The sequence below is a fragment of the Actinomadura sp. ATCC 39365 genome, assembly GCF_054392275.1.
Genome location: NZ_CP184335.1, coordinates 538,493 through 553,725, shown reverse-complemented (window position 1 = coordinate 553,725; position 15,233 = coordinate 538,493). Strand labels below are relative to the sequence as shown.

The window sequence follows — 15,233 nt, the reverse complement described above, 5'->3', positions numbered from 1 at the left end:
TTGGAGCAAGACCTTTGCCGAGCCGTGGAGCGGCCGGGAGGGTTCCGTTGCGGCGCCCGCGAACGCCAACCCGTTACCCACCTGTGACGATTACGGACAGTGATCGCCTTTATGTGATCGTTATCGGGTGGCGAAAAAACTTGGCGAAAATGCCAGATTACTGCTCGACGAAACTCGAGTGGATCGGGCAGCATACGGTGGTATCGCCCGAAACTGGAGCGGCTGTGTGAGGGATTGGTTTGCAAGTCTCTTGCCATGTTCCGGTGAAGTGATGAAAGCTTTCTTCTGAAACGGGACCGGCTCTACCCCCCGGAGCCGGACCGATCAGGCGACCCCCGCTCTCCCCCCGGCGGGGGTCGCCCTATTTCTGCCCCCAGGTCGTCCTGGGCCCACCGGTTGTCCACAGGCGGCACGTGCCCCCGCGCCGGTCATCCCCAGAATCCCGTTCGCCCTCTCGCGACGTCCGTCCTCCCCAGCAGGGTTGACCTCCCACGCCCCCGCAAGAGGAGGACCCCGTGCACCGCCCCCTGGTCATCACCGAGGACCACGACCTCCTCGACGACCTGGTCCGCATCGCGGCCGCCGCCGGCGCCCAGCTCGACGTGGCCCACACCCCCGCCGGCGCCCGCCCTTACTGGAACCTCGCCCCCATGGTCGCCATCGGCCCCGACCAGGCCGACGCCGTCTCCGCCACCTCACCGCCCGCCCGCGACCAGGTGCTCCTGGTGACCCGCGCCCCCGACGACCCCGACACCTGGCGAAAATGCGTGGCGGTGGGCGCCCAGGCCGTCGTACGCCTCCCCGGCGACGAACGCCACCTCGTGGAACGCTTCGCCGACGCCATGGAGCCCGAACCCCGATCCGGCGCGGTGACCTGCGTGATCGGCGGCCACGGCGGGGCCGGCGCGAGCGTGGTCGCCGCCTGCCTGGCCCTGCGCGCCTCGGGTGACCGCCTCCGTACGCTGCTGATCGACGCCGACCCGCTGGGCGGCGGCATCGACGCGCTGCTCGGCCACGAGGAGGCGGCGGGCGCCCGCTGGGGCGACCTCGTGGCGAGGGAGGGAAGGATCAGCTCCAGCGCCCTGCAGGCGGCGCTCCCGTCGTTCGGCGACCTCGCGGTCCTGTCCTTCCACCGTGGCGAGGTGGCCGCGATCCCGCCCCAGGCCATGCGCTCGGTCCTGGAAGCGGGCCGGCGCGGCTTCGACCTGATCGTCGTCGACCTGCCACGCCATCTCGACCCGGCCGCCGTGGAAGCCCTCACCAGGGCGACCACGACCCTGACGGTCACCACGGCGGACCTGCGCGGCATCCTGTCCACCGTCCAGGTCCTGGGCGAGCTCCGCAAACACACCTCCGACGTGCGCGCCGTCCTCCGACCCGGCGTCCTCGACGAGGAGACGGCCGCGGCGTCCCTCGGCATCCCCGTCGCCGCCCACCTGCCCGACCATCCGAGGCTCACCGCCACCCTCAACCGCGGCGAGCTGCCCAGGCTCGGTCCGCGCACGGTTCTCGGCAGCCTCTGCGCCGCCCTCCTCCGCGACCTGCTGCCGGCATGAGCGCCGCCGAGGAGGTCTCCCCGGAGCTCGTGGAGGCCGTACGCGTCCGCCTGGCGCGCGCCGGCGTGGAGCCGACGGCGGCCCAGGTGGCCGTGGCGCTCCGGGCCGAACGCTCGGTCTACGGAGACGCCGAGATCCTGGCGGTGGCCCGCGCCCTGTGCGCCGACCTGATCGGCGCCGGCCCGCTGGAGCCGCTCCTGGCCCGTCCCGACGTCACCGACGTCCTGGTCAACGGCCCGCGCGAGGTGTGGATCGACGACGGCGGCGGCCTGCGCCGCACCTCCGTCACCTTCACCGACGACGGGGCGGTCCGCAGGCTGGCCCAGCGCCTCGCGGCCGCCGCCGGTCGCCGGCTCGACGACGCATCCCCTTATGTCGACGCGCGGCTGGCCGGCGGCGTCCGGCTGCACGCCGTACTGCCGCCGATCGCGTCCGGTGGCACCTGCGTGTCGCTGCGTCTGCCGCCGCGCCGCACCTTCACCCTGTCCGACCTGGTGTCGGCCGGCACGATCGCCCCGGCGGCCGTCACGGTGCTGACGGCGATGGTCGACGCCCGGCTCGCCTTCCTCGTCACGGGCGGCACCGGCACGGGCAAGACCACGCTTCTGTCGGCCCTGCTGTCCCAGGCCGACCCGGCCGAACGCCTCCTGCTGGTGGAGGACTCCGCCGAGCTACGCCCTCTGCACCCCCACGTGGTCCGCCTGGAGACCCGACCGGCCAACCTCGAAGGAGCGGGCGGGGTGGGCCTGCGCGACCTGGTGCGCCAGGCGCTGCGCATGCGTCCCGACCGTCTCGTGGTGGGCGAGGTCAGGGGAGCGGAGGTCGTCGACCTGCTCGCCGCCCTGAACACCGGCCACGAGGGCGGCTGCGGCACGCTGCACGCCAACGCCGCGGCCGACGTGCCACCCCGCCTGGAAGCCCTCGGCTGCGCGGCCGGCCTGACCAGGGAGGCCGTGCACAGCCAGCTGGCCGCGGCCCTCGACGTGGTCGTCCACCTGACCCGCACCCGCAGCGACGGCCGAAGGCGCGTCGCCGAGATCTGCCTGCTCTCCAGAACCCCGGCCGGCCTCGTCGAATCGCTCCCCGCCCTCACCTTCGCCCCGAACGGCTCCTCCCACACCGGCCCCGGCTACGAATCCCTCCTGCGCAGGACATCATGAAGGCCCCCGGACGATGACCGCCGCGATCGTCTCGGCCCTGTCCACAGCCTGTGCCGTCTGGCTGTGGACCGGCCCGGCCACGCCCGCCCTCCGCCTGCACGCGCTCCTGACCGCTCGCCACCGCCGTCTCCCATGGCAACACCTGCTCCGGGCCACGCTCACCCGCCCCGGTCCCGCCCGCCGCGCCGACTCCTGGCGCCGCGCCTCCATAGAGCTGTGCCAGTCGCTCTCGGCCGAGCTCGCCGCGGGCCGCACCCCCGGCGAAGCCCTGACCCGAGCCATCACGGCAGTCGACTTCCCCGACCCCGAAGCCCTGCGCCCCGCCCTGGCCGCCGCACGAGACGGCGGCGACGTCGCCGCGGCCCTCACGGCAGCGGCTCCGGCTCAGGGCGGCGAGGGCCTCCGCCGTCTCGCGGCCTGCTGGGACGTCAGCCTCACCGTGGGCGCCGGCATGTCCGCGCTGGTCGAACGAGTCGGCGGCACGCTCCGCGCCGCCCAGTCCCACCGCCAGGACGTCGCCGCCCAACTGGCCGGCCCCCGCACCACAGCCCGGATGCTCGCGGCACTGCCGGTCCTCGGCCTGCTGATGGCGGGAGCGCTCAACATGCACCCGCTGAGCTTCCTGTTCGGCACCTTGCCCGGCCTGCTCTGCCTCCTGTCCGGCACCGCCCTCGACGCCTGCGGCCTGTGGTGGACCCACCGCATGGCCACCAAGGCCCAACCCTGACCCGCCACGCCCCCGACACCTGCAGGCCAGGACTCACCACGAGACCTGCGGGTCGGGACTCACCACGAGACCTGCGGGTCGGGACTCCCGTAAGGCCTGCAGGTCAAACTCCCGCGAGACCTGTAGCTCAGCACTCATGCGACACCTGTCGGCCATCACTCCAGTGAGACCTGTAGGCCGGCGCTCCGGCGAGTGCTCCTCTCCGGGGCGTCCTCATCCCCGCCCGTCGTCGTCATCCCCGCCCGCCCGAACCACTCTGGATCCGCCCGATGTTCCCTTTGCTGTCCGCCCTCTGCGCAGCCCTCGCCACCTGGTTGTGGTCAGCCCCACGCACCCCGGCAGACCGGCTCACCCGCCTCCTGCCCTCGCCCGACCCGCCGTCGAGCCCCGCCACCTCTCCGACGGACACCCCGGCCCGGCCCGAATGGTTCGACAAGCAGGCCCCCCACCACCGCCGCCCGACCCGCAGAACCGTCACCACCGCCGCCATCACCGGCGTGATCACCGCCCTCCTGATCGGCGGTCTCGCAGGAATCGCGGTGGCCCTCCTGCTGACCCCGGTGACCGCCCTGATCCTGCACAGGAAGGAACCCCCGCGGTCCCGCCAGGAACGCGAGCAGATCACCGCCGATCTCCCCTTCGCCGCCGACCTGATGACCGCCTGCCTTCTCGCCGGACAACCGGTGACCGCCGCCACCGACCTGGCCGCGACCACGATCGGCGGCCCCCTCGGTCAGCGTCTGGCGTGGGTGGGCAGCCAACTCCGCCTGGGCGCCGACCCCGAGCCGACCTGGGCAACCCTGGCGAAGGACCCGGCCCTGAGCCAGCTGTCGAGAGCCATGAGCCGGGCCGCGCAGACCGGTGCCCCGCTGGCGGACGTCCTGACCCGCCTGGCCGACGACGCGAGGGACACAGCCAGAGCCGCCTCACTGGCCGCCGCCCGGACCGTGGGCGTGAAAGCGGTCGCCCCTCTGGGCCTGTGCTTCCTGCCGGCCTTCGTCCTCCTGGGCATCATCCCGGTGATCGCCGGTCTCGCCTCCACGATCGTTCTGCCGTGACCTCCGGCGGCTTCGTCCACAGCCTGAGGGCCGCCCCGCGGACAATCCCCAGAACGCCATTCGGCCTGACGGCGGCTGTGCCTTCTCGGCGAATCTTGGACTCCCGCCGGACAAGACCCGGCTCCGACCACCTGGAGGCACGATGCAAGGTCCCGCCACCATGCCAGGCACCCTCAGCCCCACTCCAGCTCCTTCACCCCGGCCCGGTGCCTGCACCGAGCCGACCGCCGCCACCACCACCGCGCCGCCCCCTGCAGTCGGCGACCCCTCCAACGTCGAGGCAGAAGCCAGCCACGCTTCCTCGGCCACCTCCGGCGGGCCCACCGGGCAGAGCTCACGCACCTCCCGCTGGTATCCCGGCAAGTGGATCACCTGCGCTGTCGCGAACCGGGAGCGCGGCATGTCCACCGCCGAATACGCGGTCGGCACCATCGCGGCCTGCGCCTTCGCCGCGCTCCTGTTCAAGGTGGTCAGCAGCCCGGAGGTTCAGGAGATGCTGAAGTCCCTCATAGACCGAGCGCTCAAGATGACCGGATGACCCTCCACCAGACGCGGAACGCCACCACCGGGCAACGGTCGGCATCACGCGGCTCGGTGACGGCCGAGACCGCCGCCATGCTGCCCGCGCTCATGGTCGTCCTGGCAGCCGCGCTCTGGGCCATACAAGCGGTGAACGTCCAACTGGAATGTGTAGACGCAGCTCGAGCGGCAGTGCGCGCCGCAGCCCGAGGTGAGCCGCTGGACCAGGTCCGCGAGCTCGCCCGCTCGGCCACCCGCCCGAACGCACACGTAGAGATCGCCCGCGACGCAGAATTCACCCACGTAGAGATCGCAGTAGATGTACGACCAGCTTGGGGCGCTTCGCTGCCGGCCGTCCGCGTGTCGGCCTCGGCGACAGCCGCCACAGAACCGTGACGTCACGCAGGTGCCTGCCGAAATGAGATCTGCCAGGAGGACATGAGCCCTCGTGTCCTCCTGGCAGTCGGGGGGCGAAATCTCCAACCCCTACGCCGTCTTCTACCCACAAGAAGAGACAACAACTCCGCGACATGGCACGGAGATCGTCCGTGTGGGGGGGCGCAGAAGCGTCGCAAAGCTGAGCGAAGCGACGACCTTTCACCGATCCATCACTCCAAGGACAAGGATGATCAAGCACAGGGAACGAGGGTCGGCGACCTTATGGGGAGTGGCCCTCATGGGGCTCCTGATGGCGGTTGCCGGAGGGTTGGCCTCCGTGGGGGCGATTCGGGTGGCTCGCCATCGGGTTGACAGCGCGGCCGATCTGAGCGCTCTGGCGGCGGCCAGGTCGGCGATCGTCGATCCCGAGGGGGCTTGCGGCAGGGCGTCCGCGCTGGCCAGCAGGAACGGCGTGCGACTGGTGGCTTGTGAGATCACGGGAGAGATAGCGGATGTCCGCACCTCTTTGTCGGTCACCCTGCCGATCGCCGGAGCGCACACCCTCACAGGCAGGTCTCGCGCGGGGCCGGTCACGATGTCACCTGGGTAGCGGCTGGTTGCAGCGGTCGGTCGTGAGGCCATCGTTCTGGGCCTTGAGGGCGCGTGACCGGCCGCGACTCGTGCAGCCTCGGGGCGTGTCGCGCGAGTTCGGCCAGCGGCTGTTCGGGCTGAGACGCGTGCCGGCACCGTGGTCCGGTTGTGTGAAGCCTCACCGGCCGGCCGCTTCGACGTGCTCCGGGCTGGCGGTGTCGATACAGAAGCGCTGATCGGGAGAAGGGGCGGCGCGAGCCGAGGTGGCCGACTCGCCTGCGCCGGCCCCGGTGTTCACTCTGCCGTCAGTCCCTCGACAAGGCCGGCCGTCGGCCTGCCGAGGAGTCGAGAAAGATCGTCACCGACCCGGGCGAAAGCCCCGGCGGCGATGGTTTCATCGAGACTTGCCAGGAAGCCGGCCAGCTCGCCGTCCATCCCCGAATGGATGAGCGCTACCTGCAACTCTTCGGGAGTGACAGGTCGGTAAGTGACCTCTCGTCCCAGCACGACCGACATCGCTTCGGCGATGTCGGCGTAGGTGAAGTTCGTGTCGCCGGAGAGGCTGTAGGTCACCTTGTCGTGCCCATCTGTGGTGACGACGATGGCCAGTGCCTCGGCCAGATCCTTCCGGCTGGCCGCGGCGACGACGGCGTCACCGGTCGCCGCGGCGAGAACGCCGGTGAAGCGGGGGCCTGCGAGCGCCTGGATGTAGTTCTCGATGTACCAGGTGTTCCGCAGGATCGTGTACGTCACGCCGGAAGCGGTAAGAGCGTCCTCTGTCGCTCTGTGGTCCGCGTTGATCTCGAACCGGTCGTCGTCGGCGCGAACTCCGCTGGTGTAGTAGACGTGTCGGACATTCGCCTTCTTCGCCGCCTCGATGACCGACTCGTGCTGAGCAAGGCGGTTGGGGTCTCTGCCCGAGATCAACACGATGTCGGAGTGCCTGGCAACCAGCTCTGCGACGCGGGCTGAATCCGACAGGTCGATGGCGGCGGTGCTGAACCCGGCGGAGGCGAGTTCCCCGAGGCGTGCTTGGTTACGACCGGCCGCGGTGATCGTTTCGGGGCTCGTTCCCCGGGCGACCAGCGCGTCCAGGACGTGGCGGCCGAGTGCCCCGGTAGCCCCGAAGACCAGGGTGCTCGCCTCAGGCGCGGTCATGGAGGGTGATCTGGTAGCCGTCGGGGTCGGCGAAGGTGAATGTGCGGCCGAAGGGGCCGTCGATCGGTGCGGAGACGATGGTGTGACCGTCGGCGACGAGGGCGTCGTGGATGGCCTGCACGTCGGTGGCGTGAAGCCAGATCGAGGCACCGATGCCCGGCTGGGCAACGGATGCGAGATCGGTGCCGGGAACGACCTCGCGGAGTGCGAACGCGATCGGCTTCGTCTCGAACACGACGGCGTGCGGAGGCCCGGCCTGCGAACGGACGAGGCCGAGGTACTGCTCGTAGAACGCCTGCGAAGCGTCGAGGTCGCGCGCTTGCAGCGAGATGAAGTCGGGTCCGGTGACGGGCATGGTGCTGCTCCTTCTCTCTATGTCAGTTTCCTGACACGCATCAATGTATGTCAGAATACTGACATGAGTCAAAACGGTGCCGGCGTCGACCTGGACAAATCGCTGGGCTACCTGCTGAAAGAGGCTTCGAGCGCCCTGCGTGCGGCCATGGAGGAGGTGCTGCGGCCACTCGGCATGACCGTGACGCACTACTCCTGTCTGGAGTTGCTGGCTCAACGGCCGGGCCTGTCGAACTCCGAGTTGGCGCGTGGCGCGTTCGTGACCCGGCAGTCGATGAACGTGCTGCTCCAGACCCTGGAACGAGACGGCTACGTGACCAGGCCCGCGGAGGCGCCCGTCGGAAAGGCGCTTCCCGCGCGGCTCACGCCTCGCGGCCGGCGGAGCCTGGAGAAGGCGAGCGCGGCGGTCCGGTCCGTCGAGGTCAGGATGCTGGGCGGCATGACCGAGGCCGAGCAGTCGGACGCGTTCCGGATTCTGCAGAGCATGATTCATTCGCTGCGCGATGGCGACGATGGTGCATAGCCCGTTCTTCGGCGCATGTTTCGCCGCGTCGGGACAAAGGTTCGGCCGAGCGTGGAAATCTGTGCGAGTGGCCTCGAAATGCCGGTCACCCTGTTCTGTGATGAGCTGATAAACCGTCAGGCGAGCAAAATTAGTAAGGGTCTTGTGGCGTGGTCAGCGGCGCGAAACGGAGGGGTGAGGTGCAGGGTGTGGCGGCTCGCGCGCTGAGGCTTGCCGCTCGAAGGGCTGTGCGGCAAGGCGTGAGGATCGCCGGGGATTGATCGACAGTGCTTCACGTGGAGCCCGGTGGAGCAAGCTGAAGCCCGGGTGCGGGCGCCGGCGGTGATTGAGCAGCGCAGAGCGGTGGGTGGCCGAGATTGCACACAGTTCAGCGATGGGAAGCTGGGATGGCCTGCGGATAGCGGGGTTTGTGCCGAGGTGGGAGGCGCTGCGGGGGCGTGGATCGAGCGTGAAGCGTCACGGGGGCGTTCATAGGGGCGTTCCAGTGCGAAGTGGTGAGAGGGGGGCCCGCAGGGGCGCCCCGACGTGAAGTGTTGCGGGGAAGCCCGCAGGGGCGTTCCGATGTGAAGCGGGAGCCCTGCGGGAGTCTTCAGTGTGAGGCGGGGCGCGGGACGGTCGTCGGGATTGTTCTCGCATGAGGTGTGGCGCAAAAGGCTGAGGTCGAAGTTGCGTGATTGACGAAAATGCCGTCATTTCGGCTGGGGCTTATTGTTAGTTTTGGGCAATCCCCGTCAAACAGGCGATACTGTCTGTGAGTTGCGGTGCAATGTCGCAATCGAGTCACGACTTCTTGGACGCGGTGTCCAAGAGTTCGCTACGTCACATAAGGTTCCGCTTACCCTCGGTTCATGCCATCTACGGCGCGCTTCCAGAACGTCGCCAACAGGACGAATTCGGGAGCGGTCGGTGACCGCATCGGCCGGGCGGACTGCACTTCCGGTCGTCGCGTGCACGCCCCCTGGACGGTCACGCGGCGCGAGGCTCTCCGTGGAGGGAATCGTCGTGACGGTGGTTGGCAGAGTGGTGGCCGCTGTGGCGGTCGTGGCGGGATCGATCGTCCTCGGCGGGTCGGCGCAGGCGGCTGTGGTGACGCGGCAGGCCGGAGCCTCCGGGCAGATCACATCGCCTACCGACGGCCAGGTGGTCACGGGGTCGTCCGTGACGGTTTCCGCTCAGACCGGGTTGATGCAGCTCAAGATGGGCCTGTACGTCGAAGGCCCCTCCACGCCGAGCCGGAGGGTCGCCGGAGGCGGAGCGAACCAGACGATCTCCGGTACGTTCGACGCCGGCAACGCGCCCAACGGCACCTTCACCGTGACGCTCAAGGGCGACATCACGGGAGCCAGGTACGCCGGCAGCACGTTCAAACTGCGGCGACCTCCCGAGCCCCCGGGAAACGTGAACGCGCGCCTGGAGGGCACCACCAAGGTCGAGGTGACCTGGAGCAAGGGCTCGGAGCCGGATCTTCAGTCCTACGAAGTCGCCACAAGTCAGTCCGGCGTCGTGGGCCGGCTGTCCGCGGACAACGCGTGCTCCGGCTCCACGTGCAAGGCCGTGCTCGCGGTGCCCGCCAAGGCGGCGGGGCGACGGGTGGGCATCACGGTCAAGGCCTTCCGTGGCGACGGGGACGGTGGCTCGGTCGGGTCCGGCAAATCGGGTGCCGCGTACGTCACGGTTCCCGCGCCGGCCGCGTCCCAGCCCAAGAAGCAGACGACCAGGCAACAGACGAACAAGGAGCAGACCCCGAAGACGGATGGCAGGACGCGGGTCGACCCGTTGCCGACCCTCCCGGCCAAGAAGCACGTCAAGCCCACGACCGTACCCACCCGCAAGCCGACGACGACCCGCAGGCACACCTCCGCCCTGCCCGAGCTGCCGGAAACCGACGACAAGGGGAACCTCCCGAACCCGGACACGGCCGACACGGGCCGCCAGGAACCGTCCGGGACGAACAAGAGCGCGAACGACGAAACCGCAGCGGCTGCGATCCAGGCGGGCGGCGTCAGGGCGCAGTCGGACGAGTCGCCGATGGGGAACATCGGGCAGTACGGGATGTATGTGACGGGAGGTCTGCTGCTTCTGCTGCTCGCGGCGCACGCCGGGGCATGGGCTCGGAGACGCGCGCTGGCCGCCGGTGCTGGAAATGGTGGTGGGAGCGTCGCGGCTTCGGCCGGCCGTGCCGCCACATCAGCAGGAAGCGGGGCGGATCAGCACAACACCGACGAGGTTCCGCGAGCCAGGACAGCGTCCCGACGTCCTGCCGTGGTGCTCGCCGTCGCCAGGGCGCGCATGCCGGAACCTCCCCAGGCGCACCCCCTGACCCCGCTGCCCGACCCTGCGAGCGGGCAGAGGCCCGGCGAACAGGCGAACGAGGCGGAGGGTCAGGCGCGTGAGACGCCGCAACGTGCTCTCGGAAGGGCTGCCACCGCGCCCGATCCGCTTCTCGGAAGCGCGGATCGCAGGGCGGCGGAGGCTCAGGGAACGGCGCGTGTGCAGGGTGTGAGGGCGGCGGACGCTTCGGTGAGGGCGCAGACGCCGGGAGAGGCTCAGGGGGCGTACAACGCTCGGGGGTGGCGGGAGGCGGAACCCAGGGTGGCTCAGATGCCGGGTGGGGCGTCGGGGCAGGTGCCGGTCGCTCTGCCGATCCATCTGAGCGTGCAGGACTTACGTGCGGCCCAGGAAGCACGGGAGTCGGTTCATCATGAGGCTCGGCAGGAAGCAGCGGGGAAGGCAGGGCGGGATGCGCGGCAGGAGCCGCCGCGCATCGCATTGCCCAGTACGGCTGTCACGGACGTTCCCGAGCCCGCCACCGGCCCCACCGTCCCACCCGCCATCCCCATGGAGCAGCGTTGGGACGACTACCTGCCCCCGTCGCCCAGGTGCATGGAGGACAGCGGCTTCTGGGAGCGTCCGCTGCCGGGCGCCGGCGACTTCTGGGCCTCCGACGACGAGGAGCGGGCGTATACGGGGCGCCGGCCGGAAAAGGGCGACAGTTAGGACTGCGCGCCGGGGGCGAGGAGGATGTCCAGGAGCTGGAGCGCGCCGCGTTTGTGCAGGGGCTCGTTGCCGTTGCCGCACTTCGGGGACTGGATGCAGGACGGGCAGCCGCGCTCGCACTCGCAGGACGCGATCGCCTCACGCGTGGCCGTCAGCCAGTCGGTGGCCCGCGCGTAGCCGCGTTCGGCGAAGCCCGCGCCGCCTTCGTGGCCGTCGTACACGAAGACGGTGAGCAGGCCGGTGTCGGCGTGCAGTTCGGTGGAGACGCCGCCGATGTCCCATCTGTCGCAGGTGGCGAACAGGGGGAGCAGGCCGATCGAGGCGTGCTCGGCGGCGTGTGCGGCGCCGCCGAGGTCGATGTCCGCCGCCGCGAGCGGCGCGACCGCCGTGGCGGGCAGGGTCCACCAGACCGCGCGGGTGCGGAGGGTGCGGGGCGGCAGGTCAAGGGGTTCGTCGCCGAGCATCTCGCCTGACTGCAGGCGTCTTTTCAGGTACGAGACCACCTGCCTGGTCACCTCCACCTCGCCGAAGTGCAGCGTTCCCGGGCCGAGTGGGCGGGAGCGCTGGGTGGCGAGGATGGAGATGTCGGTGATGTCGCGGGCGAACGTGGAGTAGTCGGGATTGGCGGCCTCGACCAGGGCGACCCCGGCGTCCAGGTCGAGGGTCTCCACGAGGAAGGTCTCGCCCTGGTGGATGTAGACCGCGCCGGTGTGGACCGTGGTGTGGGCGGACGGCTCGTCCACGCTGCCGAGCAGGCGGCCGGTCGACGACTCGACCACCTGGATCGGGGCGCCTCCGCCGCCTCTGATGTCGGCGAGGTCGGTGGCGCGTTCGCGGCGGGTCCAGAACCAGCCCGCGGGACGGCGTCTCAGGAGGTTCCGGGCGACCAGGTCTTCCAGGACGTCGGGGGTGGTGGTCCCGAAGACGGGCAGGTCGTCGTCCGTCAGCGGGATCTCGGCGGCGGCGGCGCACAGGTGGGGGCCCAGGACGTACGGGTTGTCCGGGTCCAGGACGATCGCCTCCACCGGCCGGCCGAAGAGGGCCTGCGGATGGTGGACGAGGTAGGTGTCCAGGGGGTCGTCCCTGGCGATGAGCACGGCGAGCGCGTCCTGGCCGTCGCGTCCCGCCCGGCCGGCCTGCTGCCAGAGGGAGGCGCGGGTGCCGGGCCAGCCGGCGATCAGGACGGCGTCCAGGCCCGAGACGTCCACGCCGAGTTCGAGGGCGTTCGTGGTGGCCAGGCCCATGAGGGTGCCGGCGCGCAGGGCCTTCTCCAGGAGACGGCGGTCCTCGGCGAGGTAGCCGGCGCGGTAGGCGGCGACCTTGTCGGGGAGGCCGGCCAGGTCTTGGGCGTCGTCGGGGATTGCCCAGGTGAGCGGGCTCGGGGGAGTGGAGTGGCGCGGGTCCTGGATCTCTCCGCCTGTCACGTCGGCTTCGGGGCCCGTGGCGTCGGGGGCGTCGTGCGGGGGCCAGGGCGCTGAGTCCGGCGTGGCTTGCGGGGCCCAGGGGGCGGTGACGGAGAAGGCGACGTCGGCGAGTTTGGCGCGGGCGGACAGGGCGACCGTCTCCGCACCGCGCCGCGAACGTACGAACGCGAGCGTCCGTACGTTCGCCAGGACCAGGTCCGCGAGGAGGTCAGCGGTCTCCGCGGTGGCCGTGCGGCGCACAGGAGCCCCTCCCTCGCCCCGCAGATCCGTCAGGGGCGGTTCCCAGAGGGCGATGGTCGTGGAACCCTTCGGGGAGGCGTCCGTGGTCACCTCGTCCATCTCAAGCCCCGTCAGCCTCATGGCGAACACGCCGGGCTCGCTCGCCGTGGCCGAGGCGAGCACGAACGTGGGGCGTGAGCCGTACCGGGCGCAGACCCGGCGCAGGCGGCGCAGGATCTGCGCCACGTGCGAGCCGAAGACGCCGCGGTATCCATGGCACTCGTCCACGACCACCATGCGCAGGCGGCGGAAGAACGAGGACCACTGCGCGTGGCGGGGCAGGACGCCGCGGTGGAGCATGTCCGGATTGGTCAGGACGTAGTTGGCGTGCTGGCGGACCCACGTACGTTCCTCGAAGGGGGTGTCACCGTCGAAGCAGGCGGCGCGCACCTGCGTGATGCGCAGTTCGCGCAGGCCGCGGAGCTGGTCGGCGGCCAGGGCCTTGGTCGGCGTCAGGTACAGGACGGTGCCGCCGTCGAGGCAGGCGGCGACCGCCGGCGTGAGGTACGCCAGGGACTTGCCCGAGGCCGTTCCCGTACTGATGATCACGTTTCGGCCACGGAAAGCCAGGTCGGCGGCTTCGTGCTGGTGAGGCCAGAGTCCTGTAACTCCACGGTTCGCCAAGCGCGTAACCAGGACTTCCGGCGCCCACTCCGGCCAACGGGCTTGACCCGCCTGACGTGCTGGAACATGCTCCACATGGGTGACACGCTCATGACGTGCAGGAACTCCGAGCAGGTGGGCGAGGAGTGGACCTGCCTGTTGTGGGGAGGATGCCGAGGAAGTCACTGTTTCCAGTCTTGCATCGATGGGCAAAGTCGCCGGGAATCGTGATTTCGTATAGACACAAGCCAGACGCGTGGTTGAATGCCGCGCGTCAGGGTCGGACAGTCTGGGGCCACGCTCCAGATTGCCAGGCCCGCAAGAGTACTTTCGCAGGCGAGGCGCTGGAGGATCTGTGGATCTGAAGTTGGATCACCGCACCGAAGACCGACTCACCATCGTGGAGGTCGAGGGTGAGATCGATGTCTACACGGCGCCGAGATTGCGTGAGCTCCTCATCGACCTGGTGAACAAGGGCAACTTCCACCTTCTGGTGAACATGGAGAAGGTCGACTTCCTCGACTCCACGGGGCTGGGAGTGCTCGTCGGAGGGCTCAAGAGGGTCCGGGCGCACGACGGCTCGCTTGAGCTGGTGTGCACCCAGGAGCGCATCCTCAAGATCTTCCGCATCACCGGTCTGACCAAGGTCTTCGGGATTTACGCTTCCGTCGACGAGGCCAAGGAAGCTCACGGCAAAGACAAGTAGCATGGCTACCGTCGAGCTGACGTTCAGCGCTCTCCCCGCGCATGTGCGGACCGCCCGGCTGGTGGCCACGGCGATCGCCCGTCGTACCGGCGTGGAGGAATCGCTGCTGGACGAAGTCAGGCTCGCCGTGGGTGAGGCATGCTCCCGGGCGGTCGAGGCGCATCGACTTCACTGTCCGGGCGAGCCCATCCGCATCGAGCTACGTGACGACTCCGGGCGTTTCGAGGTCACGGTCAGCGATCTGGCCCCCAGTGACGAGATCAAGCAGGAGCAGCCGCTCGATCTGGGCATGCTCTCTGACTCGTTCATGTCAGGCTTCGGCATCGCCGTCATCTCGGGTCTGGCCGATGACGTCGAGGTCTTCCCCAGCCCCAAGGGGACGAACATCCGGATGAGCTGGCCCGCCTCCAACGGGGCGGGTTCCTGACCTGACGGCGTTGGATCGGTCCCTTGTCTCCCAAGGGCCGTGTTCGAGCTGGTCGGGTGTGGTTGAGGGGCGATAGACGGGGATGAGGGGATGTCCGGTTGTGGCATGCCTTCCTCCCTGTCGAGTCGCACCACGTTTCCGCATGTCCTGACGAGGGTGCTGGTGCCTCGTTCTATCGGCATGCCCGGACGGCCTGCGCCGCTCTGCGAGAAAGTGGCAGCGTGCGCGCGGCCACCGGAGGCCCGGCCAAGAGGTTGGCCAGGCCCGATGCAGGGCTCATCGATGTCCGGTGCAGGGGCTCGGCGCCGCAGAGGTCCGGCGGCAGAGGTCCGGTGTGGCCCGGCCGCAGGGATCCGGTGTGGCCCAGCGTGGCCCTGCTGCAGGGCTCTGGGCGATCGGTGCGGAATCCGGCATGGCGTCGAAGCAGTGCGAGGGCCGCGCGCCTCTACGCCGCAGGCCTACGGAGCTTCAGCTTCAGAGCAGCCAGGGCCCGCTTTCGCGCATTCAACCGCTGTGCCGTGCGGCGCCCAGGTTCCGATCGGGCGGTTGCTCAGGCTCGCGGACTGCGGGCCAGCTGGGCAGGCGCTGCATGGTGCGGGACGGTGGCTGAGGTCGAAGGTCTTAAGGCGGCGAAGGCCGCAGACTCAAGGCCGAAGGCCAGTGCGGTGAGGGCCTGAGCCCGTGAGCTGAAGGCTCAGTACGCTCCGAAGGCTCCGCCTGGCAAGGGGCGCGACTGAGGGCCGGAAGGCCAGGGCGGCGAAGCAGGGCCTCGG

Annotated in this window: 14 protein-coding genes; 11 read left to right on the top strand and 3 right to left on the bottom strand. The window is 70.0% G+C overall.

The window, feature by feature from the left end; translation table 11 throughout:
- Positions 1-515 precede the first annotated feature (515 nt).
- The 7 genes from ssd (at position 516) to ACNF49_RS02985 (ending at position 6,008) form a co-directional block, all read left to right on the top strand.
- The gene (gene ssd, locus ACNF49_RS03015) at positions 516-1,556 is read left to right on the top strand and encodes a septum site-determining protein Ssd (protein WP_482942730.1); all 1,041 of its coding nucleotides are present in this window, start codon (positions 516-518) and stop codon (positions 1,554-1,556) included.
- Entirely contained in the window at positions 1,553-2,716 is a 1,164-nt protein-coding gene (locus ACNF49_RS03010) for a TadA family conjugal transfer-associated ATPase (protein ID WP_482942729.1), read from the top strand. The genes ssd and ACNF49_RS03010 overlap by 4 nt, the downstream gene beginning before the upstream one ends.
- A 13-nt stretch (positions 2,717-2,729) precedes the next feature.
- The gene (locus tag ACNF49_RS03005; RefSeq protein WP_357966166.1) at positions 2,730-3,443 is read left to right on the top strand and encodes a type II secretion system F family protein; all 714 of its coding nucleotides are present in this window, start codon (positions 2,730-2,732) and stop codon (positions 3,441-3,443) included.
- A 269-nt stretch (positions 3,444-3,712) separates the two neighbouring features.
- A complete protein-coding gene (locus ACNF49_RS03000; RefSeq protein WP_482942728.1) occupies positions 3,713-4,501 on the top strand; it encodes a type II secretion system F family protein in 789 nt (262 codons plus the stop codon).
- Positions 4,502-4,661: 160 nt separating this feature from the next.
- On the top strand, positions 4,662-5,039 hold the full coding sequence (locus tag ACNF49_RS02995) for a DUF4244 domain-containing protein (RefSeq protein ID WP_482942727.1): 378 nt from the start codon (positions 4,662-4,664) through the stop codon (positions 5,037-5,039).
- Entirely contained in the window at positions 5,036-5,416 is a 381-nt protein-coding gene (locus tag ACNF49_RS02990) for a TadE family type IV pilus minor pilin (protein WP_482942726.1), read from the top strand. The genes ACNF49_RS02995 and ACNF49_RS02990 overlap by 4 nt, the downstream gene beginning before the upstream one ends.
- Before the next feature lie 229 nt (positions 5,417-5,645).
- The gene (locus tag ACNF49_RS02985; protein ID WP_357966177.1) at positions 5,646-6,008 is read left to right on the top strand and encodes an Rv3654c family TadE-like protein; all 363 of its coding nucleotides are present in this window, start codon (positions 5,646-5,648) and stop codon (positions 6,006-6,008) included.
- Between the two features lie 275 nt (positions 6,009-6,283).
- On the opposite strand, the gene ACNF49_RS02980 is transcribed toward ACNF49_RS02985, so the two are convergent.
- Complete coding sequence (locus ACNF49_RS02980) at positions 6,284-7,147, bottom strand: NAD(P)H-binding protein (RefSeq protein WP_482942725.1); 864 nt, start codon at positions 7,145-7,147, stop codon at positions 6,284-6,286.
- Positions 7,134-7,502, bottom strand: a complete 369-nt coding sequence (locus tag ACNF49_RS02975; protein ID WP_482942724.1) for a VOC family protein — start codon at positions 7,500-7,502, stop codon at positions 7,134-7,136. Before ACNF49_RS02975 ends, ACNF49_RS02980 begins: the two co-directional genes overlap by 14 nt.
- Positions 7,503-7,565: 63 nt before the next feature.
- On the opposite strand from ACNF49_RS02975, the gene ACNF49_RS02970 reads away from it, so the two are divergent.
- Positions 7,566-8,024 (top strand): MarR family winged helix-turn-helix transcriptional regulator, encoded by a 459-nt coding sequence (locus tag ACNF49_RS02970; RefSeq protein ID WP_482942723.1) that lies wholly within the window; start codon positions 7,566-7,568, stop codon positions 8,022-8,024.
- A 987-nt stretch (positions 8,025-9,011) separates the two neighbouring features.
- Positions 9,012-11,021: a hypothetical protein gene (locus ACNF49_RS02965; RefSeq protein WP_482942722.1), complete on the top strand. Its 2,010-nt coding sequence runs from the start codon at positions 9,012-9,014 to the stop codon at positions 11,019-11,021.
- Here ACNF49_RS02965 and ACNF49_RS02960 read toward each other — a convergent pair.
- Positions 11,018-13,273, bottom strand: a complete 2,256-nt coding sequence (locus ACNF49_RS02960; RefSeq protein WP_482942721.1) for a DEAD/DEAH box helicase — start codon at positions 13,271-13,273, stop codon at positions 11,018-11,020. The two genes, ACNF49_RS02965 and ACNF49_RS02960, sit on opposite strands and share 4 nt — an antisense overlap.
- Before the next feature lie 409 nt (positions 13,274-13,682).
- Between ACNF49_RS02960 and ACNF49_RS02955 the strand changes: the two genes are divergently transcribed.
- Both ACNF49_RS02955 and ACNF49_RS02950 read left to right on the top strand, forming a co-directional pair.
- Positions 13,683-14,033 (top strand): STAS domain-containing protein, encoded by a 351-nt coding sequence (locus ACNF49_RS02955; protein ID WP_043629845.1) that lies wholly within the window; start codon positions 13,683-13,685, stop codon positions 14,031-14,033.
- 1 nt (position 14,034) lies between these two features.
- Entirely contained in the window at positions 14,035-14,460 is a 426-nt protein-coding gene (locus ACNF49_RS02950) for an ATP-binding protein (RefSeq protein WP_352357402.1), read from the top strand.
- Positions 14,461-15,233 lie beyond the last annotated feature (773 nt).